We start from the raw sequence: 20,254 nt of genomic DNA on the forward strand, positions 1-20,254 counted from the left end.
CCGGGATCTGTAGGGCAGAGCTCCCACCTGCGGAAACGCGGGTTTGCCAGGGGTCATCCCAGCACGGGCGTTCTATCCCAGCACCACGAGCTACTCAGATGCCCAGCCGGCCATCTCATTCCATCCACGCCCCTCGCCCCACCGGCCCGTCGACGTTTATGCATTAACTCCTTGCCTGCGTTCCCCCCCTCGTGGACTATCGTTCCTCTGCACCGCACTCCTTCCTCGGAGGGTGTACGCGACGTGACCTAAGGAGCATGCGAATGCCCTTCGGTTTGGTGACTCAGCCCCATGGTGCGCTCCCGGCGGGAGCCATCCGGCGCCGTCACCGAACGACCCGAAGGGGACGCATTCCTGTGGTTGCCGTCGAGTACATGCCCAAGCGCCGCACCTGGGTCCGTGATGTTCTGGTTGGCATCGTGGCGAGCCTCGGCTCGAACCTGGCGTGGGCTCTGGCGCAGTTCGTGGTGCACCGCCTCGGCTGAGCCGGGCGGAGGGCGGGCCTCCGGAGGCCCGCCCTCCTTGCTTCGCAGCCGGGTAATCTGCACAACGTCATTGCGGCCCGACGGGCTTCCGCTCCGCTTCGGCGGAGTCACGAAGGACATGCCCCCACCCGCACGAGTCATCTCGTGCCTGGGGATCCTTCGTGCTCCTGCAACTGTCCGCAGCCGAGCTCGGCCGACTCATCGTGGCCCGAGCCGGATCGGCGCACCTTCCGCTCACCGAGCAACTGATCCAGGAGCATTCCCGGATCAAGGGAGGAGCGGCTGGCCAGGGCGACATCGCTTCCTGGAACAACAGCCTCCCCGTAGTAGTCAAAGCTCTGCTGGACTGCGGCCTCGACGAAGTTGAGGTGCAGATTGAGGTTGACCTGCCGCATACCAACTCTGCGGTTGACCTGGTGCTGTGCGGTCGGCATCCCGGTACGGAGACGGATTCCTACCTCGCAGTTGAGCTGAAGCAGGTGCGGCACGCCACGGTGGACCCCCTGTGCCCCATCGCCGTCGATCTGGGATTCGGCGACGGGAAGAACAAGCTGCATCCGGTCCGGCAGGTCCAGCGCTACTGCGAGTACATGCTGCGCTATCTACCCCATCTTCGCCAAAACGAGGATCAGTTGATGGGCGTGGCACTCCTCCACAACGCACGTGACGCGGATGTGGAGGCGCTGTTCGCTCTACCCGAAACCAACCATGGTTTCCTCTACACCCTCGACGACCTGGCCCGCTTCCGGCGAGTCCTTACCTCGAGGTTCTCTCCCGCGTCCGGGAAGCGGGCCGCGTCAGCCCTGGAGCAGGCCCGCCAGGACCCGTTGCTCAAGGTCACCGACGTGGCCCGTCAGCGCTCTGTCGTCGGTGGAGGACTGACGCTCCTCGACGAGCAGTACGTCGCCGTCGACCGGATCACGCGGCACCTGGAGAAGACCGCACACTTCACCGGATTCGACGTCGGATTGTTCTATGACGCCGCAGCGGCCCACAGTCCCGCCCCAGATCCTGGCGCCAAGCGCGTGTACATCCTGCGGGGCGGCCCTGGCAGCGGGAAGAGCGCAGTGGCCCTCGAAATGCAGCGTGCCCTCGGGCTCAAGGGCCGCGAGACAGTTCTGGCAAGTGGCTCTCACGCCTACACGGAGACTCTGCGCGAGATCATGCTCGGCACGGCTCGCAGAGGGCAGACAGCGGACAAGCGTCGTGCAGCCGTCAAGTTGTACCGCTACTTCAACAGCTTCAGTGAGACCCCACCCGACAGCATCGATGTCCTCATCTGCGACGAGGCCCACCGCATGCGGCGCAGCTCGACGTACCGCTGGACTCCGAAAGAGCTGCGAGACGACGACAGGCCACAGGCGACCGAGGTGATCAGAGCCGCCAAGGTACCCATCTTCCTGCTCGACGACCATCAGTCGATTCGTCCGGACGAGGTGGGCACTGCCACCTATCTCAAAGAGCTGGCAAAGGACATGGGCTGCGATGTCGAAGTGACCGATCTGGAGGGAACGTTCCGAGCAGGCGGTAGCAAGCGGTACCAGCGCTGGGTCCAACAGTTGTTGGGCCTTGACGCCTCTGATCCGGTCGCCTGGCGACCGGACGGGAAGATGACCCTGATGATGGCCGACTCACCTGAGCAGATGGAGCAGTTCATCCGGGCACGCCACTTCGAAGGCGCCACAGCCCGCATCACCGCGGGCTTCTGCTGGCCGTGGAGCAACCCGGCCGGCGAACAGCTGGTCAACGACGTACACATCAGGGACTGGCGCCGGCCTTGGAACGTGAAGCCAGAGCACAGCGTCCCTGACGCACCACGGTCGGACCTGTGGTCGACCGATCGCCGAGGTGTCGATCAGATCGGCTGCGTCTACACGGCACAGACCTTCGAGTACGACTGGAACGGCGTCATCATCGGACCCGATCTGCTCTTCCGCGACGGAAAGTTCAAGATGGACCGGAGCGCTTCGTGCGATCCCGCCTTCCGCGGTCCGATCGACGATGCGATCGTCACCCGATGCATCCTCAATGCCTACCACGTGCTCCTCACCCGAGGCGTCGTCGGCACCGTTGTCTACGCGGTCGACCCCGCGACCCACAACGAACTACGCAGGCTCATCCCCGGCGCCATAGGCATGCAGCACTACGACGGCGCCCAGCCGAAGCTCACTGCCGAAGGATCACAGCTGCCACCGGACTATCGCAGACGGCACGGGTAACCTTGATCCCTACGTAGCTGCGGCCCGCCGGGCTTCCGCTCCGCCTGGCGGAGTCATGAAGGAAATGCCCCCACCCGCGCGAGTTTCTTCGTGCTGCCTGGGGGGCCTGTCTTGCTGTTCCGCGACTCTGCCGCAACGGTCGCTGCCGAGTGCCATTCCGGTGCCCTGTTCTTCCGCCTGACGGAGCAGTTCGTGCACGTTCACAGCCATAAGCCCGGTCCGTCCGAGGTGCGCTCGTGGGAGCGAAGCATTCCCGTACTCGCGAGCGCACTCAACGACGCCGGGCTCGGGCAGGTGGAGGTCCTTCTGGAATACGGACTGCCGTTGAACAGCAAACGAGCCGACGCGGTTCTGGCCGGCGTGCACCCCGATACAGGACTCCCGAGTTACGTCGTCGTGGAGTTGAAACAGTGGAGCAGCGCGGAACCCGACGACGACGATCCGTCGTTGTGCCGCATCGACTCCTACGCACGGGCGGTACTCAATCCAGTCGACCAGGTCCGCGGCTATTGCGAGTACCTCGTCTCCTTCAACGGAGCACTCGCTGAACATCCGGAACGTGTCAACGGCGCCGCGTATCTCCACAACGCCACCGAGTTCGGCGTAAACGGGCTCTTCGAGGCCGAGCAGAATCAGTACGGTCAGCTCTTCATCGGGGCGCGACGCGGCGAATTCATCGACTATCTGCGCACGAAGCTGGGTCCGGATTCCGGCGCCGCGGCCGCGGACGAACTGGTCAACGGGAAGATCGGTCCGTCCAAGCAGCTCATGGCAGTGGCTGCCCAAGAGGTTCGAGAACGTGAGCAGTTCGTGTTGCTGGACGAGCAGCAGATTGCGTACCGCACGGTCCTGAACGCCGTACGCCGGGCCAAGCAATCCGATCACAAGGAGATCGTGATCGTCACCGGAGGACCCGGCACTGGTAAGAGCGTCATCGCCCTGTCACTCCTCGGCGAGCTGTACCGGCAGGGCACCACCGCCCTACACGCGACGGGTTCCAGCTCGTTCACGACAACCATGAGGAAAGTGGCGGGCGCCAGGAAGCGTGAGGTGAAGGACCTCTTCAAGTACTTCAACAGCTTCATGACTGCGGACCGCAACAGTCTCGACGTCCTGATCTGTGACGAAGCCCACCGCATGCGGGAAACTTCTGCCAATCGCTATACGCCGGCGTCGAACCGCACCGGCAAGGCCCAGATCGAGGAGCTCATCGACGCAGCTCGCGTCCCGGTCTTCCTGCTCGACGAGCATCAGGTCGTACGTCCCGGCGAAATGGGCACGGTCGTGGAAATCAAGGAAGCCGCAGCGAAGAAGGGCCTCCATTGTCGGGTGGTACCGCTGGACAGTCAGTTCCGCTGCGGTGGGAGCGATGCGTACCTTCGCTGGGTGGTACGACTATTGGGCCTTGAACCAGGCGGCCCGGTGGTGTGGGAACCCGACGACAAGATGCAGCTCACGGTCGCGGACAGCCCCCAGGAAATGGAAGCGTTTCTCGACGACCGCCGATCCCAGGGCTACAGCGCGCGCATGTCCGCGGGCTATTGCTGGAAGTGGACGAAGAAGGTGCCGCCCGGGCAGGCGCTCCCCTCAGACGTCGTCGTCGAAGGGTGGGAGCGGCCCTGGAACGTTTTCGGCGACCGATCGGTCGCCGGCGCGCCTCCGGCCGCGTTGTGGGCGACCGATCCCGCCGGCTTCGGACAAGTGGGCTGTGTGTACACAGCCCAAGGCTTCGAGTACGACTGGAGCGGCGTCATCATCGGCCCTGACCTGGTGTGGCGCGGCGACCGCTGGATCATCGACCGTTCAGCGTCCAAGGATCCGGTCTTCAAGAAGTCCACCCCGGACGCGGATGTCGACCGGCTGATTCGCAATACGTACAAGGTCCTGCTGACGCGAGGGATGATCGGCACGGTGGTGTACTCGACCGATCCCGAAACCCGCGAGAAGCTTCGTGCTCTGGCTACCGAGTCCTCGACCTTCACGTCCGTGTGATGCGCTGAGACGGTCACCTCTCGACGGAGCGTGACCCTATGCGTGGCACGCTGAGGTCTACAGTGCGCGGCACGAGTAATCGCTTCGTCACGCGGCCTTCCATACACCTGGCCGTCAGCAACGACATGCGCTCCGCCGCCGCGAGCGACCTCGCTAGGCTTGCCACGTCATGGCATGCCCCACCCCGGAGGTCCTCAGGTGACGCCGACCGCTCCCAAGCCCGGCCCTCCAGCGGCTCGCGAGCGCTGGTTCCAGCCGCGCCGGTCCGGTTTCCGGTGGGAGCAGGAAGGCCTCGACCATGTGCGGCAGCTGATGCCTGCCGCCGAGCCCTACCGGGCGTGGGCGACGTTTCAGTTCACCGGCGTCACAGGCCGGATCAACGAGTGCGACCTCCTGATCGCTGTGCCTGGCGGCGTCTACCTGCTGGAGCTCAAAGGGCACCCAAAAATCTGCCCGCACCGTTTGCGCTCGACTGCCGCGGCGATGGCTTAGGGAAGTCCTGCTTACCCACTCACGCGGGCGCGCCCTCATCCCAGCACGGTGCGGATGACCAGGGATGACGACAGGCGACGAAGGGTCAGCTATCCCAGCACGGGAAAAACTAAGGGCCCGGCCCCGAAGAGCCGAGCCCTCCCTGACCTGCATGTTTGCCAGATCAGCGACGTGGTGATGCGTCAGCCGCTACACATTGAACCGGAACTCCACCACGTCCCCGTCCTGCATCACATAGTCCTTGCCCTCCATACGGGCCTTGCCCGCCGAGCGGGCGTCCGCGACCGAGCCCGTCTCGACCAGGTCGTCGAAGGAGATGACCTCGGCCTTGATGAAGCCCTTCTGGAAGTCCGTGTGGATGACGCCGGCCGCCTCGGGGGCCGTGGCGCCCTTCTTGATCGTCCAGGCGCGGGATTCCTTGGGGCCGGCCGTCAGGTAAGTCTGGAGGCCGAGGGTGTTGAAGCCGACGCGGGCGAGCGTGGCGAGGCCGGGCTCCTCGGCGCCGACGGACTCCAGGAGCTCCATCGCGTCCTCCTCGTCGAGCTCGGCGAGGTCCGCCTCCAGCTTGGCGTTGAGGAAGATCGCCTCGGCCGGGGCGACCAGGGCGCTCTGCTCGGCCTTGAAGGTGTCGTCGGTGAGCTCGTCCTCGTCGACGTTGAAGACGTAGAGGAAGGGCTTGGTGGTGAGGAGGTGCAGGTCGTGCAGGAGCTCCTCGTTGCCGGAGCCCTGGACGATGCCCTGCGAGAAGAGGGTGTCGCCCCGCTCCAGGATCTCCTTGGCCTCCTCGACGGCCTTCACCTTCGGCGCGATGTCCTTCTTGATGCGCGACTCCTTCTGGAGGCGCGGCAGGACCTTCTCGATTGTCTGGAGGTCCGCGAGGATCAGCTCGGTGTTGATCGTCTCGATGTCGTCCTTGGGCGAGACCTTGCCGTCGACGTGCACGACGTTCTCGTCCTTGAAGGCGCGGATGACCTGGCAGATCGCGTCGGACTCCCGGATGTTCGCCAGGAACTTGTTGCCCAGGCCCTCGCCCTCGCTGGCGCCGCGCACGATGCCCGCGATGTCGACGAAGTCGACCGTCGCCGGGAGGACCTTCTGGGAGGAGAAGATCTCGGCGAGCTTGGTGAGGCGGGTGTCGGGGACGCCGACCACGCCGACGTTCGGCTCGATGGTGGCGAACGGGTAGTTGGCCGCGAGCACGTCGTTCTTGGTCAGGGCGTTGAACAGGGTCGACTTGCCGACATTCGGCAGACCGACGATTCCGATCGTGAGCGACACGTTGCGACTTCCCGTACAAGAGGAGAGGTGTGGGCAGTCCACCAGTCTACGGCCTCACCGCACCCGCCCCGGCGATGTATCGAACACGCGACCAGCGACAGTCAAGCTCGGCCAAAGGGCGTGTCCCGTGGCCTATTCCGCACATAAGCCCACCTATGTTGGGCGTGTGGAGCAACCCAGGACGCGTCCCCCGCAATCCCGCCCCCGCCGCACGGCCCCGCTGCCGCCGCAGGCGCAGGGCGAGCGCGCCGCCACGACCGCCGAGTCCGCCACCGTCTACCGGGCCGCCCGCCAGGGCCGCCGGGTGCCGCCGATCGTGCTCGCCCTGCGCCGTTTCCCGAACCCGCGGCTGACGGGGCTGGGCAGCGGCCTGTTCTGCGCGGCCGTGATGCTGGTGCTCGGCTTGCTGGACATGCTGCTGTTCGGCGGGGCGCCGGCCGTGTACGGCGTGCTGTTCCTGCTGGTCAGCGGACTGACGGCGGTGTGGGTGCGGAAGGCGGACCTGGTGACGGCGCCGGTGACGGTGCCGATCGCGTTCGCCGTCGGAGCGGTGCCGATCGCCGACGGCGCGGGCGGGCTCGGTGCGCAGCTGATGGGTGTCTTCACGACGCTCGCCATGAACGCGGGCTGGCTGTACGGCGGCACGCTCGTCGCCGGTGTCATCGTGACCGTGCGCAAGGTCCGGCTGATGGCCCGCCGGGCCGCGCAGCGGCGGGCCGACCGGTCCGCGCCGCCGTCGAAGGCCCCGGCCCCTCGGCGGCGTACCGCGTAGCGAGAGCGGCCAGGGCCTGCCTCAGGTGCGCGACGCCGTCATCGCCGCGCCCACGATCCCGGCGTTGTTCTGCAGCTGCGCCGGGACGATCTCCGCCTTGATGCCCTCGATCAGGGGCAGGAACTTGTGGGCCTTGCGGCTGACGCCGCCGCCGATGATGAACAGCTCCGGCGAGAACAGCATCTCGACGTGGGCCAGGTACTTCGTGACGCGCTTGGCCCAGTGCTCCCAGCTCAGGTCGTGGTCCTCCTTGGCCTTGGTGGAGGCGCGGTGCTCGGCGTCGTGGCCGTCGAGCTCCAGGTGGCCGAGCTCGGTGTTGGGGACGAGGACGCCCTCGCTGAACAGGGCGCTGCCGATGCCGGTGCCGAAGGTGAGCAGCAGCACGGTGCCCTTGCGGCCGCGTCCCGCGCCGAAGCTCATCTCGGCGACGCCCGCCGCGTCCGCGTCGTTCAGGATCGTGACGGGCAGGCCGCCGAGCTTCTCGCTGAGCAGGGCCCGGGCGTCGACGTCGACCCAGCTCTTGTCGACGTTGGCGGCGGTACGGATCGTGGAGCCGCCGGTGACGACGCCGGGGAAGGTGATGCCGACCCGGTCGCAGCCGCCCTCGAAGTGGTCGACGACCTGCTTGACCCCGTCGGCCACGGCGTCGGGCGTGGCCGGTTGCGGGGTCAGTACCTTGAACCGCTCCTGGGCGAGATCACCGCGCTCCAGGTCGACCGGGGCGCCCTTGATCCCGGATCCGCCGATGTCCACACCGAAGATCTCCATGGGCACCACGGTACGACGCCGTGGCTCCGGTCACTTCTCGGCCGGGGAACCGTCCACCAGAGCGGCCGCCTCGGCGCGCAGGTCGCGGCGGAGTTCCTTCGGCAGCGAGAAGGTGATGGACTCCTCGGCCGCCTTGACGATCTCCACGTCCGCGTAGCCGCGCTGGGAGAGGTACTCCAGGACCTCCTCGACGAGGACGTCGGGGACGGAGGCGCCCGAGGTGACGCCGACGGTGGTCACGCCGTCCAGCCAGGCCTCGTCGATCTCGCTCGCGAAGTCGACGAGGTGGGCGTCCTTCGCGCCGGCCAGCTTGGCGACCTCGACGAGGCGCACCGAGTTCGACGAGTTGCGCGAGCCGACGACGATGACGAGGTCGGACTCGGCGCCCATCTGCTTCACGGCGAGCTGGCGGTTCTGCGTGGCGTAGCAGATGTCGTCGCTGGGCGGCGAGACGAGACCGGGGAACTTGGTCTTGAGGGCGTCGACCGTCTCCATCGTCTCGTCGACGGAGAGGGTGGTCTGGGAGAGCCAGACGACCTTGTCCGGGTCGCGGACCTCGACCTTGGCGACGTCCTCGGGGCCGTCGACCAGCGTGATGTGGTCGGGGGCCTCGCCGGAGGTGCCGATGACCTCCTCGTGGCCCTCGTGGCCGATCAGGAGGATGTCGAAGTCGTCGTTGGCGTAGCGGATCGCTTCCTTGTGGACCTTGGTGACCAAGGGGCAGGTCGCGTCGATGGTGGCGAGCTTGCCGCGCTCGGCCTCTTCGTGGACGGTCGGGGCGACGCCGTGCGCGGAGAACATCACGATGGAGCCCTCGGGGACCTCGTCCGTCTGCTCGACGAAGATGGCGCCCTTCCGCTCGAGGGTCTGCACGACGTACTTGTTGTGCACGATCTCGTGGCGGACGTAGATCGGGGAACCGTACTGCTCCAGGGCTTTCTCGACGGCGATCACGGCACGGTCCACACCGGCGCAGTAGCCACGGGGGGCGGCGAGCAGGACGCGGCGGGAGCCAGTCGTAGCAGTCATGCCTCCCATCGTAAGGGCGCGCCCAGGAGGCCAAAGATCCCCCGTCTGGTGAGACTGGGATCCTCGCGACCCACGGAGGCAGGATGTCCGCCGACACGACCCATGAAGAGGCGGCGCTGCGGCGCTCTCTCGGTTTCCGGGACCTCGTCGTCTACGGGTTGTTGTTCATCGCCCCGATGGCGCCCGTCGGTGTCTTCGGCACCCTCGACGCGAAGTCGCACGGCGCGGTCGCGCTGGTCTACATCGTGGCGACGGTCGCGATGGCGTTCACCGCATTCAGCTACGCCCAGATGGTGCGGGTCGCTCCGCGGGCGGGGTCCGTGTACGCCTACGCGCGCGTGGGCCTCGGCAAGGGGCCGGGGTTCATCGCGGGCTGGATGGCGATGCTGGACTATCTGCTGATCCCGGCCGTGGCGTATCTCTTCTCGGGCATCGCCATGAACGCGCTGGTGCCGTCGGTGTCGCGGTGGGTGTGGACGGCGCTGGCGGTGGTCATCACGACGCTGCTGAACCTGTGGGGCGTACGGGCAGCGGCCCGGGTCGGCTTCGCGGTGCTGGCGCTGGAGATCGTGGTGCTGCTGGTGTTCGTGGTGTCCGCGATCGTGGTGCTGGCCCGGGACGGCGCGGAGCGGGACTGGCTGTCGCCGCTGACCGGGGACGGTACACAGGGCGCGTTCGCCCTGTCGGCGGTGATCGGCGCGGTGTCGGTGGCGGTCCTTTCGTATCTGGGCTTCGACGCGATCGCCACGTTCGCCGAGGAGGTGACGGGCGGCTCGGCGAAGGTGGCGCGGGCGGTGCTGTTCTGTCTGGCGTTCACGGGTGTGCTGTTCGTGCTGCAGACGTACCTGGTGGCGCTCCTTGAGCCGACAACCTCGGCGCAGCTGGCGGCGGATCCGGGCAAGCAGGGGTCCGCGTTCTACGACGCCGTGGACGCGTCGGTCGGCGGGTGGCTGCACGACCTGGTGGCGGTGAGCAAGGCGATCGGCGCGGCGTTCGCGGCGCTGGCCGGGCAGGCCGCGGCGGGCCGGCTGCTGTTCGCGATGGCCCGTGACCGGCGGCTGCCGAAGGCGCTGTCCCGGACGGACTCCGGGGTGCCGCGGGTGGCGCTGCTGATCGCGGCGGTGATCACGCTGGTGGCGGCGGTGTGGGCGGCGCGGCGCGACGACGGCATGGACCACCTGGTCTCGGTCGTCGACATCGGCGCGCTGACCGCCTTCACGCTGCTGCACGCCAGTGTGGTCGGCTATTTCGCGGTACGGCGCCGGGGCGGTCCGGTGAGCTGGTGGCGGCACGTCCTGGTCCCGGTGCTCGGCGCGGCGATCACCGTCGCGGTGATCGTGGAGGCGTCGGGCGCGGCCCAGGTGGTCGGTGCGATCTGGCTGGTCGTGGGGCTCGTGGTGCTGGTGGCGCAGCGGGGGCGGGCGGCGGACCCGGCGTAGTCCGGCCGTCGCCCGCCCCTGGGGCTGGTCAGGGGGTCAGCGGTGGCGTCCGTTCCTGCGCAGTCGGCCCAGGGCGATCGCTCCGGCACCCGTGACGACCAGGGCGACCGCGATGCCGCCGAGGACGGCGGAGGTCCGCCGGTCCGAGCCGGTGTGCGCGAGCGCGGGGCCGGTCGGCGAGGGGCTCGTGGGCGTCGAGTGGGTCGGGGCGGGCGACGTGGGCGTGTTCGTGCCCCCGGTCGGGGTGGGCGTCGGGGTGGGCGTCGAGGTGCTCCCGGTCGGGGTGGGGGTGGGCGAGGGGGTCGGCGACGTGTTCCCCGTCGGTGTCGCGGTGGGCGTCGGGGTCGGCGTGGGACTGGGGGTGGCCGTACCGCCGTCGGGCGACTTCGTCGGCGTAGGACTTGGGGTCGGCGTCGGCTCGTCCTCGCACTGCACCTTCCCGTCGAACGGGTGGTAGTGGATCTCCCCCGCGTTCACCGCGCTGCCCCCTACGGCCGCGGTCGAGCCCTGGACCAGCGATTTCACGATGACGTCGCCCTCGATGTTCGAGGAGTCGAGGTCGATGAACTCGGCGCTCGGCGCGTAGACCGTGCCTTCGATCTGGTCGCCGTCCGGGTTGGTGATCTTCGTGGCGTCCGGGAAGTCCCACAGGATGTGGGTCTGGGAGCTGCCGACCCCGGCCATCGTCGGCGCGTGCCAGGTGAAGTCCCCGCCCTCCGCGCTGGTGTCCACCACGATGACCAGGGGCGCGTCGGCCGTCGGCTGGTTCAGCAGCGTCAGGGTCGAGATGTTGTTGAGCATCGCGCCGGTGACGTGCAGCACGTTGGTGCGGCCGCTGTCGAGGGAGATCTTGATCTGGGAGTTCGGCGCGACGGTCGTCTGGTCGGGCAGCGGATCGCCGTTGCCGTCGCGCAGCACGACGTTGTTCGCGCAGGTCGCCATCTGCTGCGCGCGGTCCCGGTACGTGGTGAACAGGCCGGGGAAGTCCATCAGGTTCGCGGGGCCGACGCTCGCGGCGGCCTGGCGCGTGCTCAGCTCGATCCGGGGCGTGGCGTCGTACGGGGCGCCGGCGGCGTTGACGTGCGTGTTGACGGAGGCGCCGTTGCTGTCGGTGTCCAGCGCGTGCCCGCCGGTCATGTCGCCGATCTTGACGTAGCCGTTCTGCAGGACCTTGAGGACGCCGGACGGGTCGCTCTGGTCGTAGCGGACGCGGCCGCCGACGAGCAGCGCGGTGGGCTGTGTGTCGCCGGGGGCGGTGAAGGAGCCGGCGGTGTTCAGGGAGACGTTGTAGCCGGCGCCGAAGCGCAGGTCGCCGCCGACGGCGACGGGCCCTTCCGACTCGGTGCTGCCGAGGTAGGCGTCGTCTTCGGTGACGACCCCGAAGCCGTTGTTCCCGGCGACGGGGTTGCCGATGGTCACGGTGTCGCGCAGGGCGGCGGCCGGCGCGGAGCTCACCGGGCCCGCGGCCAGCAGCAGCCCGCCCGCGCACACGGCACAGGTCGCCACCGCCGCGGCCGGGACCGCTGCTTTGATCACTCTTGTCATACCGGCCGACGCTAGGGACGGTGCGCGCGCGAGCCCGGGAGGTCACGCCGGGGCCCGGTCAGGACAACCCGTGTGCCCCACATCGCTGTCGGTCCCGGCGGCTACCCTCGCGGCATGGCTGCCAACACGTCCCCCGAGACCCCGCTGCCCGTGGGCGAGGTCTCCCGGCTCATCGGCGGATGGATCGACCGGCTCGGCGCCGTGTGGGTCGAGGGGCAGATCACCCAGCTGTCCCGCAGACCCGGGGCGGGCGTGGTGTTCCTGACGCTGCGCGACCCGTCGTACGACATCTCGGTGTCGGTCACCTGCTACCGGCAGGTGTTCGACGCGGTGGCGGACGTGGTGCGCGAGGGCTCCCGGGTCGTCGTGCACGCGAAGCCGGAGTGGTACGCGCCGCGCGGGCAGCTCTCCCTGCGCGCCGCCGAGATCCGCCCGGTCGGGGTCGGTGAGCTGCTGGCGCGTCTGGAGCAGCTGAAGAAGTCGCTGGCGGCGGAGGGGCTGTTCGCGGCCGACCGCAAGAAGCCGCTGCCGTTCCTGCCGCAGCTGATCGGGCTGGTCTGCGGCCGCGCCTCGGCGGCCGAGCGCGATGTGCTGGAGAACGCGCGGCACCGCTGGCCGGCCGTCCGCTTCGAGGTGCGCAATGTGCCGGTGCAGGGTGTGCACGCGGTGCCGCAGGTCGTCCAGGCGGTCAAGGACCTGGACGCGCGGGCCGACGTCGACGTGATCATCGTGGCGCGGGGCGGCGGCAGCGTGGAGGACCTGCTGCCGTTCTCGGACGAGCAGTTGGTGCGGGCGGTGGCGTCCTGTCGTACGCCCGTCGTCTCCGCCATCGGGCACGAGCCGGACAACCCGCTGCTCGACTACGTCGCCGATCTGCGCGCCTCGACGCCCACCGACGCGGCGAAGAAGGTGGTGCCGGACGTCGGGGAGGAGTACGAGCGGGTGCGCTGGCTGCGCGACCGGGCGCGGCGCAGCGTGGAGGCGTTCGTCGAGCGCGAGGAGCGGGGCCTGGCCGCGGCGCTGTCCCGGCCCTCGATAGAGGACCCGCACCGCATGGTCGACGAGCGCGAGGAGCAGGTCGCGGCGCTGACCGAGCGGGCCCGGCGCACGCTCGGCCATCTGTTGGACCGCGCCGAGTCCGAGCTGACGCACACGCACGCGCGCGTGGTCGCCCTCTCCCCCGCGGCGACGCTCAAGCGCGGCTATGCGGTGCTGCAGAAGGCGGACGGTCATGTGGTGCGCGCCCCGGCCGAGGCGGCGCCGGACGAGGAGTTGCGGGCCAGGGTCGCGGAGGGCGAGTTCACCGTACGCGTCACAGCGGCACCGGCCGCAGAGGCACCGGACACAGATGGACCGGCCACGGAAGCACTGGCCACAGAAACCGAAGCGTGAGGACGGACAGCAGCATGACCACGAAGACGGCCGACGAGACGCTCGGCTACGAGCAGGCGCGGGACGAACTGATCGATGTCGTACGGCGGCTGGAGGCCGGCGGCACGTCCTTGGAGGAGTCCCTCGCCCTGTGGGAGCGCGGCGAGGAGCTGGCGAAGGTGTGCCGTCGCTGGCTGGACGGGGCGCGGGCCCGGCTCGACGCGGCGCTGGCCGAGACGGACGACGGCGACGGCGGCGAGGCCGCCGGGGACGACGCCGAGGAGGAGTGAGGGACGCTTGTGAACAGGGTCACGAGGGGTTTGGTTGAAAGTTGAACCTCATCGGCGTAGGGTCGGAGGCACCGGCTGATCCGGACGGATCGGATCGTCGCAGCCGTCACGTCGTACCGAGAAGGTTGATCGATGTCTCTCGTTCTTGACCCCGCCGCCCAGGACCTGCTCTTCCGCGAGGCCCGCACCGCGAACACCTTCACCGACGAGCCGGTGACCGACGAGCAGGTTCAGGCGATCTACGACCTGGTCAAGTTCGGCCCGACCGCCTTCAACCAGTCGCCGCTGCGCATCACCCTGGTCCGCTCCCCCGAGGCCCGCGAGCGCCTCGTGCAGCACATGGCCGAGGGCAACCGCCCGAAGACCGCCACCGCCCCGCTGGTCGCGATCCTCTCCGCGGACAACGAGTTCCACGAGGAGCTCCCGCAGCTGCTCCCGCACTTCCCGCAGGCCAAGGACGCCTTCTTCTCGGAGCGCCCGGTCCGCGAGCAGGCCGCCCTGCTGAACGCGGCGCTGCAGGCCGCCTACTTCATCATCGGCGTGCGCGCCGCCGGGCTCGCCGCGGGCCCGATGACCGGTGTCGACTTCGCCGGCCTCCAGAAGGAGTTCCTGGACGCCGACCACACCCCGCTCATGGTCATCAACATCGGCAAGCCCGGCGAGGACGCCTGGTTCCCCCGCTCCCCGCGCCTCGAGCTGGACCAGGTCATCACGACCGTCTGAGCCACACCCGCACCTGCGAGAGGGCCCCGGCTTCACCCGAAGCCGGGGCCCTCTCGCACACCCCCGCACCGGCGCGACCCGTTTGTCCGGCTGGGGGTCCGCGGGTCACCCCCGGGAGAACACAGCATCATCGGCGTGCGCGCCGCCGGGCTCGCCGCGGGCCCGATGACCGGTGTCGACTTCGCCGGCCTCCAGAAGGAGTTCCTGGACGCCGACCACACCCCGCTCATGGTCATCAACATCGGCAAGCCCGGCGAGGACGCCTGATTCCCCCGCACATACCCGAAAGGGCCCCGGCTTCACTCGAAGCCGGGGCCCTTTCACGCATGCGCACGCACCGGCGCGCGCGTACTAGGAAGTCTTTTCCTTCTTCATCTCCAGCGCCTCGGCCATCTTCGTCAGCTGACCGAAGCCGGCGGTGCCGGTCACCATGGTCGTGGAGCCCTTCTGCTTCAGCACCAGGGCGTCGTACTTCTCGCCCTTGTACCGCTGCCAGCTCTCGCCGCCGATGGTCTGTGTGCGGCTGGTCTCCTCGGCGCCCTGGCTCGCGTCGTCGATGAACCGGACCGGCTTGTCGGTCGACTGCTCGACGGCGACGTACTGGCCGTCGGGGTCGAGGAAGCCGAGGTGCCAGGCCTCGTTCGGGTCGCCCTGGTAGCGCACGGACGTCGGCTTCCAGGCCGTCGGGAGACCGGTGGGAGCGGCCACCGGGTACGAGGCCGCGCGCCGGGCCGTCAGCAGCTCGATCCGGTAGTCCACCCGCTTGACCTGCGGTTCCTTGGAGTCGTCGTGCGGGATGAACACGTACGCGACACCCGCCGCGACGACGCAGACGCCGAGCGAGAGGACCAGGCTGCCGACCGTCTTCTTGCCATTTCTTCCTGCCACGCGCCCCATCGTCGCAGGTCGCCGGATGATCTCCGCCGGGAGGTCCCGATATGTGCGGCCCGACATCGCCGGGTCCGCTCATCCGTGGGGCGGTCTGCTCAGATTGTCGGACTGGCGATAGAGTCGTCGCCATCAACCCTCATCCGGCCGTCGTCGTATCCCGGTGAAAAGCCGGAACAGAAAGGTGCGCCTCGATGACCGAGCAACATCACCAGCTGCCGTCCGAACTCGTGGTCCCCTCTGAGGCCCCGGACCGCAACCTCGCCCTGGAACTCGTCCGTGTCACGGAAGCGGCGGCGATGGCCGCGGGCCGCTGGGTCGGCCGCGGGGACAAGAACGGCGCGGACGGCGCGGCCGTGCGCGCCATGCGGACCCTCGTCTCCACCGTCTCGATGAACGGTGTCGTCGTCATCGGCGAGGGCGAGAAGGACGAGGCGCCGATGCTGTTCAACGGCGAGCGGGTCGGGGACGGGACGAGCGCCGAGTGCGACATCGCCGTCGACCCGATCGACGGCACGACGCTGTGCGCGAAGGGCATGCCGAACGCGATCGCCGTGCTCGCCGCCGCCGACCGCGGCACGATGTTCGACCCGTCCGCCGTCTTCTACATGGACAAGCTGGTGGCCGGCCCCGAGGCGGCCGACTACGTGGACATCAACGCGCCGGTGTCGGTGAACATCCGCCGGGTCGCCAAGGCGAAGAAGGCCTCCCCCGAGGACGTCACCGTCGTCATCCTCGACCGGCCGCGCCACGAGGGCATCATCAAGGAGGTCCGCGAGACCGGCGCCCGGATCAAGCTGATCTCCGACGGCGACGTCGCGGGCTCGATCCTCGCGGTGCGCGAGGACTCCGGTGTCGACCTGCTGCTCGGCATCGGCGGCACCCCCGAGGGCATCATCTCCGCCTGCGCGATCAAGTGCCTGGGCGGCGTCATCCAGGGCAAGCTGTGGCCCAAGGACGACGAGGAGCGTCAGCGGGCCGTGGACGCCGGGCACGACCTGGACCGGGTGCTGTCCACGGACGACCTGGTCTCCGGCGAGAACGTCTTCTTCGTCGCCACCGGCATCACCGACGGCGAACTGCTGCGCGGCGTGCGCTACCGCTCCGAGACGGCGACGACGTCGTCCCTCGTGATGCGGTCCAAGTCCGGCACGATCCGGCAGATCGACTCCGAGCACCGGCTGAGCAAGCTGCGGGCGTACAGCGCGATCGACTTCGACCGGGCCAAGTAGCCGGACCGGAGCCGTCCGGAGCCGCTTCGGCGGACACGTGGTCGGGGGCGCCCCCTTGTGCAAGGGGGCGCCCCCGACCACGTTCACGCTCGGTCTATCCGGCGGCCGCCACCGTCGTCGGAGCCGCCTTCTTCAGCTCGACCTCGCGGCGGCGCCTGCGCGCCAGGACGACACGGCGCTCGGCCGCGGTGAGGCCGCCCCACACTCCGTACGGCTCCGGCTGGAGCAAGGCGTGCTCGCGGCACTCGACCAGGACGGGACAGCGGGCGCAGACCCGCTTGGCCGCGTCCTCGCGCGACAGGCGCGCGGCGGTGGGTTCCTTGGATGGGGCGAAGAAGAGTCCCGCCTCGTCGCGCCTGCACACGGCCTCCGTGTGCCACGGTGCGTCCTGATCCCTGTCACTCACTGGCACCCGCTGGGGCGGTACGGCAGCGACCTGCAGGGACTGATGCGGCGGATGCAGCACGGTCTACTCCTGACGACGGCTTACGACGGCTTTCGCGAGCGAGAGACGATGCAGCAAGCTCTACCCGCTGTGTCGACGCCTATGCACTGAGTTCCGAAGCACGGAAGTTCCCGAGCGCATACGGGAGTTCGGGCGGCGGAGCGCGCGCCTCAGCCGAGGTGCTTGCGCAGGTGCTTCTCGAGGTTGCGGACGAGCCGGCCGCGCTTGGGCCGCGCCTCGATGTTGCCGAGGACCGCGATGCCGTCGACGTACACGACGGGCGCCTCGGGTTCCGTGGCGTCGAGCGTGTCCACCTCGAAGTTGCCCAGGACGCCGCCGCCGCTGCCGCGCAGCGAGATGTTCTCCGGGACGCGGACCTCGACGTTGCCGAAGACCGAGACGGCCTTGATGTAGACCTGCGGGTACTCGAAGATCGCCTCGCTGAGGTCGATCTCGACGTTGCCGAACACGGCGTACGCGTGCGTGCGGCGGCCCACGCGCCAGCGTCCCTTGCGGGTGGTGGAGCTGAACACCGCCACGAGGTTCTCGCTCGCGACGGCCGGGATGGTGCCGGGCGCCGGGCGGCTCGGCGGCGGGCCCGCGGCCACCTCGGGGCGGGGCGTGTGTGCGCCGGGCAGGTCCCTGACCAGCGGCTCCAGCTCACCCACCGTCTTGGCGCGGTAGACCCCCTCGACGCGCTCGGCGTGCTCCTCCGCGTCGAGCCGCCCCTCGGCGAGCGCCTCGCGCAGGATGTCCGCGATGCGGTCGCGGTCGGCGTCCGAGGCACGCAGGTCGGTCGGCTCCGCCACGGGGGCGCTCTGCTGGGGGCGCTTCTCAAGGTCCACGACAGCAGCGTACCCAAACGCGATAGATCGCGACTAGGGTCTGTCCGGCGGATCTTGTCGCGGGCGCGGGGCCTGGCACGCCGACCAGCACGCCACCCGGACGCGACCTGACCCGCCGGGCAGACCCCAGAGCCTGCGAGGTGCGAACTGAGCCTTACCTCACAGGCCCGCCGGCGCGGCCAGGTTCTACGCTGGTTGGCGCTGCCAACGGATGCCAGCTGCCACCGGCCGAAAGAGGAATGGGCGAGATGCCTGAGTTCGCGTACACCGATCTGCTCCCCCAGGGCGAGGACACCACCCCGTATCGCCTGGTGACCTCGGAGGGCGTCACCACCGCCGAGGGGCCGGACGGCCGTACGTTCCTGAAGGTCGAGCCGGAGGCGCTGCGCAAGCTCGCCGAGGAGGCCATCCACGACATCCAGCACTACCTGCGCCCGGCCCACCTCGCGCAGCTGCGCCGCATCGTGGACGACCCCGAGGCGTCGAACAACGACAAGTTCGTCGCGCTCGACCTGCTGAAGAACGCGAACATCGCCGCGGCCGGAGTGCTGCCGATGTGCCAGGACACCGGCACCGCGATCGTCATGGGCAAGCGCGGGCAGAACGTCCTCACCGAAGGTGAGGACGAGAAGGCGCTCTCCAAGGGCATCTACGACGCGTACAAGAACCTGAACCTGCGCTACTCGCAGATGGCCCCGCTGACCATGTGGGACGAGAAGAACACCGGCTCGAACCTGCCCGCGCAGATCGAGCTGTACGCGACCGACGGCGGCGCCTACAAGTTCCTCTTCATGGCGAAGGGCGGCGGCTCCGCCAACAAGTCGTTCCTCTACCAGGAGACGAAGGCGGTCCTCAACGAGGGCTCCATGATGAAGTTCCTGGAGGAGAAGATCCGTTCGCTGGGCACGGCCGCGTGCCCGCCGTACCACCTGGCGATCGTGGTGGGCGGCACGTCCGCCGAGTACGCGCTGAAGACCGCGAAGTACGCCTCGGCGCACTACCTGGACGAGATCCCGTCCGAGGGCTCCGAGCTCGGTCACGGCTTCCGTGACAAGGAGCTGGAGGAGAAGGTCTTCGAGCTGACGCAGAAGATCGGCATCGGCGCCCAGTTCGGCGGCAAGTACTTCTGCCACGACGTGCGCGTGGTGCGCCTGCCGCGGCACGGCGCGTCCTGCCCGGTCGCCATCGCCGTGTCCTGCTCGGCCGACCGCCAGGCCGTCGCGAAGATCACCGCCGAGGGCGTCTTCCTGGAGCAGCTGGAGACGGACCCGGCGCGCTTCCTGCCGGAGACGACGGACGAGCACCTGGAAGAGGGCGATGTCGTGAACGTCGACCTGAACCAGCCGATGGACGCGATCCTCGCCGAGCTCACCAAGTACCCGGTGAAGACCCGCCTCTCCCTGACCGGCCCGCTGGTCGTGGCCCGCGACATCGCGCACGCCAAGATCAAGGAGCGCCTGGACGCGGGCGAGGAGATGCCGCAGTACCTGAAGGACCACCCGGTGTACTACGCCGGTCCGGCCAAGACTCCCGAGGGGTACGCTTCCGGTTCCTTCGGTCCGACGACGGCCGGCCGCATGGACTCCTACGTCGAGCAGTTCCAGGCGGCGGGCGGCTCCAAGGTGATGCTCGCCAAGGGCAACCGCTCGCAGCAGGTCACCGACGCGTGCGACGCGCACGGCGGTTTCTACCTCGGCTCGATCGGCGGCCCGGCCGCGCGTCTCGCGCAGGACTGCATCAAGAAGGTCGAGGTCGTCGAGTACGAGGAGCTCGGCATGGAGGCCGTCTGGAAGATCGAGGTCGAGGACTTCCCGGCGTTCATCGTCGTCGACGACAAGGGCAACGACTTCTTCAAGGACCCGGCCCCGGCGCCGACGTTCACGAGCATCCCGGTGCGCCAGGGCTCGCAGCTGTCCTGATCTCTCGGTACGTGAAGGCCCCCTCCCGGCGCGGAGGGGGCCTTCGCGCGTCAGGCGCCGGGCAGGAACAGGCAGAACGGGTGGCCGTGCGGGTCGCGCAGCACGCGGACGTCCTGCTGCGGCTGGTGCGCCTCCAGCGTCGCGCCCAGCGCGCGGGCCCGCGCGGTCTCCGCCTCCAGGTCGTCGACCTGGAGGTCGAGGTGCCCCTGCATCTGCTGGCTGCCGGGCCGCTGCGGCCACACCGGGGGCGTGTGGTCGGTCTCCCGCTGGAAGCCGAGGCCGGGGCGCTCCTGTGCCGGGTCGCGCAGCCGTACCCACTCCGGCTGGTGCTCGGCCTCCTCCCAGCCCAGCAGGGCGCGGTAGAAGTCGGCGAGGGCGGCGGGGTCGGGGGTGCCGAGGACGAATCCTCCGAGTGTCGTCGTCATGTCCCGCGGGTTCCCACGACACCCGCACCGGACACGGCCGGAATACCCGCCGGGTGCGCGACGCTGGCACGGACAGAGCCACGAGGAGGAAGACGAG

Annotated in this window: 19 protein-coding genes and 1 pseudogene; 12 read left to right on the top strand and 8 right to left on the bottom strand. The window is 69.0% G+C overall.

Going from position 1 to position 20,254, the window contains the following annotated elements; all coding sequences use genetic code 11:
• Positions 1-356: 356 nt before the first annotated feature.
• The 4 genes from ACQUQD_RS14865 (at position 357) to ACQUQD_RS14880 (ending at position 5,188) form a co-directional block, all read left to right on the top strand.
• On the top strand, positions 357-485 hold the full coding sequence (locus tag ACQUQD_RS14865; RefSeq protein WP_355216752.1) for a DUF6408 family protein: 129 nt from the start codon (positions 357-359) through the stop codon (positions 483-485).
• A 161-nt stretch (positions 486-646) separates the two neighbouring features.
• Positions 647-2,704: a DNA/RNA helicase domain-containing protein gene (locus ACQUQD_RS14870; RefSeq protein WP_428952544.1), complete on the top strand. Its 2,058-nt coding sequence runs from the start codon at positions 647-649 to the stop codon at positions 2,702-2,704.
• A gap of 111 nt (positions 2,705-2,815) precedes the next feature.
• Entirely contained in the window at positions 2,816-4,696 is a 1,881-nt protein-coding gene (locus ACQUQD_RS14875) for a DNA/RNA helicase domain-containing protein (protein ID WP_428952545.1), read from the top strand.
• Between the two features lie 198 nt (positions 4,697-4,894).
• Positions 4,895-5,188, top strand: coding sequence for an NERD domain-containing protein (locus tag ACQUQD_RS14880; protein WP_428952546.1), 294 nt, complete (start codon positions 4,895-4,897; stop codon positions 5,186-5,188).
• Between the two features lie 189 nt (positions 5,189-5,377).
• Here ACQUQD_RS14880 and ychF read toward each other — a convergent pair whose 3' ends face one another.
• A complete protein-coding gene (gene ychF / locus ACQUQD_RS14885) occupies positions 5,378-6,466 on the bottom strand; it encodes a redox-regulated ATPase YchF (protein WP_428952547.1) in 1,089 nt (362 codons plus the stop codon).
• A gap of 166 nt (positions 6,467-6,632) precedes the next feature.
• Here ychF and ACQUQD_RS14890 point away from each other — a divergent pair, with 166 nt between their 5' ends.
• On the top strand, positions 6,633-7,238 hold the full coding sequence (locus tag ACQUQD_RS14890; protein ID WP_428952548.1) for a DUF6542 domain-containing protein: 606 nt from the start codon (positions 6,633-6,635) through the stop codon (positions 7,236-7,238).
• A 21-nt stretch (positions 7,239-7,259) separates the two neighbouring features.
• On the opposite strand, the gene ppgK is transcribed toward ACQUQD_RS14890, so the two are convergent.
• Positions 7,260-8,006: a polyphosphate--glucose phosphotransferase gene (gene ppgK, locus ACQUQD_RS14895; RefSeq protein ID WP_428952549.1), complete on the bottom strand. Its 747-nt coding sequence runs from the start codon at positions 8,004-8,006 to the stop codon at positions 7,260-7,262.
• A 30-nt stretch (positions 8,007-8,036) separates the two neighbouring features.
• Positions 8,037-9,044 (bottom strand): 4-hydroxy-3-methylbut-2-enyl diphosphate reductase, encoded by a 1,008-nt coding sequence (locus ACQUQD_RS14900; RefSeq protein WP_428952550.1) that lies wholly within the window; start codon positions 9,042-9,044, stop codon positions 8,037-8,039.
• A 74-nt stretch (positions 9,045-9,118) separates the two neighbouring features.
• Here ACQUQD_RS14900 and ACQUQD_RS14905 point away from each other — a divergent pair, with 74 nt between their 5' ends.
• A complete protein-coding gene (locus ACQUQD_RS14905; RefSeq protein WP_428952551.1) occupies positions 9,119-10,474 on the top strand; it encodes an APC family permease in 1,356 nt (451 codons plus the stop codon).
• 36 nt (positions 10,475-10,510) lie between these two features.
• Here ACQUQD_RS14905 and ACQUQD_RS14910 read toward each other — a convergent pair whose 3' ends face one another.
• Positions 10,511-12,019: a collagen-binding domain-containing protein gene (locus ACQUQD_RS14910; protein ID WP_428952552.1), complete on the bottom strand. Its 1,509-nt coding sequence runs from the start codon at positions 12,017-12,019 to the stop codon at positions 10,511-10,513.
• Between the two features lie 114 nt (positions 12,020-12,133).
• On the opposite strand from ACQUQD_RS14910, the gene xseA reads away from it, so the two are divergent.
• From xseA to ACQUQD_RS14930, 4 genes and pseudogenes are all read left to right on the top strand, one after another.
• On the top strand, positions 12,134-13,411 hold the full coding sequence (gene xseA / locus ACQUQD_RS14915; RefSeq protein ID WP_428952553.1) for an exodeoxyribonuclease VII large subunit: 1,278 nt from the start codon (positions 12,134-12,136) through the stop codon (positions 13,409-13,411).
• Between the two features lie 14 nt (positions 13,412-13,425).
• Complete coding sequence (locus ACQUQD_RS14920; RefSeq protein ID WP_428952554.1) at positions 13,426-13,680, top strand: exodeoxyribonuclease VII small subunit; 255 nt, start codon at positions 13,426-13,428, stop codon at positions 13,678-13,680.
• A gap of 132 nt (positions 13,681-13,812) precedes the next feature.
• Complete coding sequence (locus tag ACQUQD_RS14925; protein ID WP_428952555.1) at positions 13,813-14,403, top strand: malonic semialdehyde reductase; 591 nt, start codon at positions 13,813-13,815, stop codon at positions 14,401-14,403.
• Between the two features lie 123 nt (positions 14,404-14,526).
• Positions 14,527-14,670, top strand: a pseudogene (locus tag ACQUQD_RS14930) (malonic semialdehyde reductase); the annotation flags it as partial.
• An 84-nt stretch (positions 14,671-14,754) separates the two neighbouring features.
• Here the strand turns inward: ACQUQD_RS14930 and ACQUQD_RS14935 are convergent.
• The gene (locus tag ACQUQD_RS14935) at positions 14,755-15,291 is read right to left on the bottom strand and encodes a DUF4245 domain-containing protein (RefSeq protein ID WP_428952556.1); all 537 of its coding nucleotides are present in this window, start codon (positions 15,289-15,291) and stop codon (positions 14,755-14,757) included.
• 194 nt (positions 15,292-15,485) lie between these two features.
• Between ACQUQD_RS14935 and glpX the strand changes: the two genes are divergently transcribed.
• Positions 15,486-16,523, top strand: a complete 1,038-nt coding sequence (glpX, locus tag ACQUQD_RS14940; protein WP_428952557.1) for a class II fructose-bisphosphatase — start codon at positions 15,486-15,488, stop codon at positions 16,521-16,523.
• Positions 16,524-16,617: 94 nt separating this feature from the next.
• Here the strand turns inward: glpX and ACQUQD_RS14945 are convergent, their stop codons facing one another.
• A complete protein-coding gene (locus ACQUQD_RS14945) occupies positions 16,618-16,989 on the bottom strand; it encodes a WhiB family transcriptional regulator (protein ID WP_428952558.1) in 372 nt (123 codons plus the stop codon).
• Positions 16,990-17,138: 149 nt separating this feature from the next.
• On the bottom strand, positions 17,139-17,813 hold the full coding sequence (locus tag ACQUQD_RS14950; RefSeq protein WP_428952559.1) for a DUF1707 SHOCT-like domain-containing protein: 675 nt from the start codon (positions 17,811-17,813) through the stop codon (positions 17,139-17,141).
• 248 nt (positions 17,814-18,061) lie between these two features.
• On the opposite strand from ACQUQD_RS14950, the gene ACQUQD_RS14955 reads away from it, so the two are divergent.
• Positions 18,062-19,732, top strand: coding sequence for a fumarate hydratase (locus ACQUQD_RS14955; protein ID WP_428952560.1), 1,671 nt, complete (start codon positions 18,062-18,064; stop codon positions 19,730-19,732).
• 50 nt (positions 19,733-19,782) lie between these two features.
• Here ACQUQD_RS14955 and ACQUQD_RS14960 read toward each other — a convergent pair whose 3' ends face one another.
• A complete protein-coding gene (locus ACQUQD_RS14960; protein WP_428952561.1) occupies positions 19,783-20,157 on the bottom strand; it encodes a VOC family protein in 375 nt (124 codons plus the stop codon).
• Positions 20,158-20,254 lie beyond the last annotated feature (97 nt).

Source organism: Streptomyces sp. cg35 (genome assembly GCF_050410835.1).
Classification (GTDB): Bacteria; Actinomycetota; Actinomycetes; order Streptomycetales; family Streptomycetaceae; genus Streptomyces.

Bases quoted from the DNA above. Each gene is read 5' to 3' on its own strand.
- ppgK (WP_428952549.1), bottom strand. From the start codon at position 8,006: ATGGAGATCTTCGGTGTGGACATCGGCGGATCCGGGATCAAGGGCGCC.
- ACQUQD_RS14900 (WP_428952550.1), bottom strand. From the start codon at position 9,044: ATGGGAGGCATGACTGCTACGACTGGCTCCCGCCGCGTCCTGCTCGCC.
- ACQUQD_RS14905 (WP_428952551.1), top strand. From the start codon at position 9,119: ATGTCCGCCGACACGACCCATGAAGAGGCGGCGCTGCGGCGCTCTCTC.
- ACQUQD_RS14910 (WP_428952552.1), bottom strand. From the start codon at position 12,019: ATGACAAGAGTGATCAAAGCAGCGGTCCCGGCCGCGGCGGTGGCGACC.
- xseA (WP_428952553.1), top strand. From the start codon at position 12,134: ATGGCTGCCAACACGTCCCCCGAGACCCCGCTGCCCGTGGGCGAGGTC.
- ACQUQD_RS14920 (WP_428952554.1), top strand. From the start codon at position 13,426: ATGACCACGAAGACGGCCGACGAGACGCTCGGCTACGAGCAGGCGCGG.
- ACQUQD_RS14925 (WP_428952555.1), top strand. From the start codon at position 13,813: ATGTCTCTCGTTCTTGACCCCGCCGCCCAGGACCTGCTCTTCCGCGAG.
- glpX (WP_428952557.1), top strand. From the start codon at position 15,486: ATGACCGAGCAACATCACCAGCTGCCGTCCGAACTCGTGGTCCCCTCT.
- ACQUQD_RS14955 (WP_428952560.1), top strand. From the start codon at position 18,062: ATGCCTGAGTTCGCGTACACCGATCTGCTCCCCCAGGGCGAGGACACC.
- ACQUQD_RS14960 (WP_428952561.1), bottom strand. From the start codon at position 20,157: ATGACGACGACACTCGGAGGATTCGTCCTCGGCACCCCCGACCCCGCC.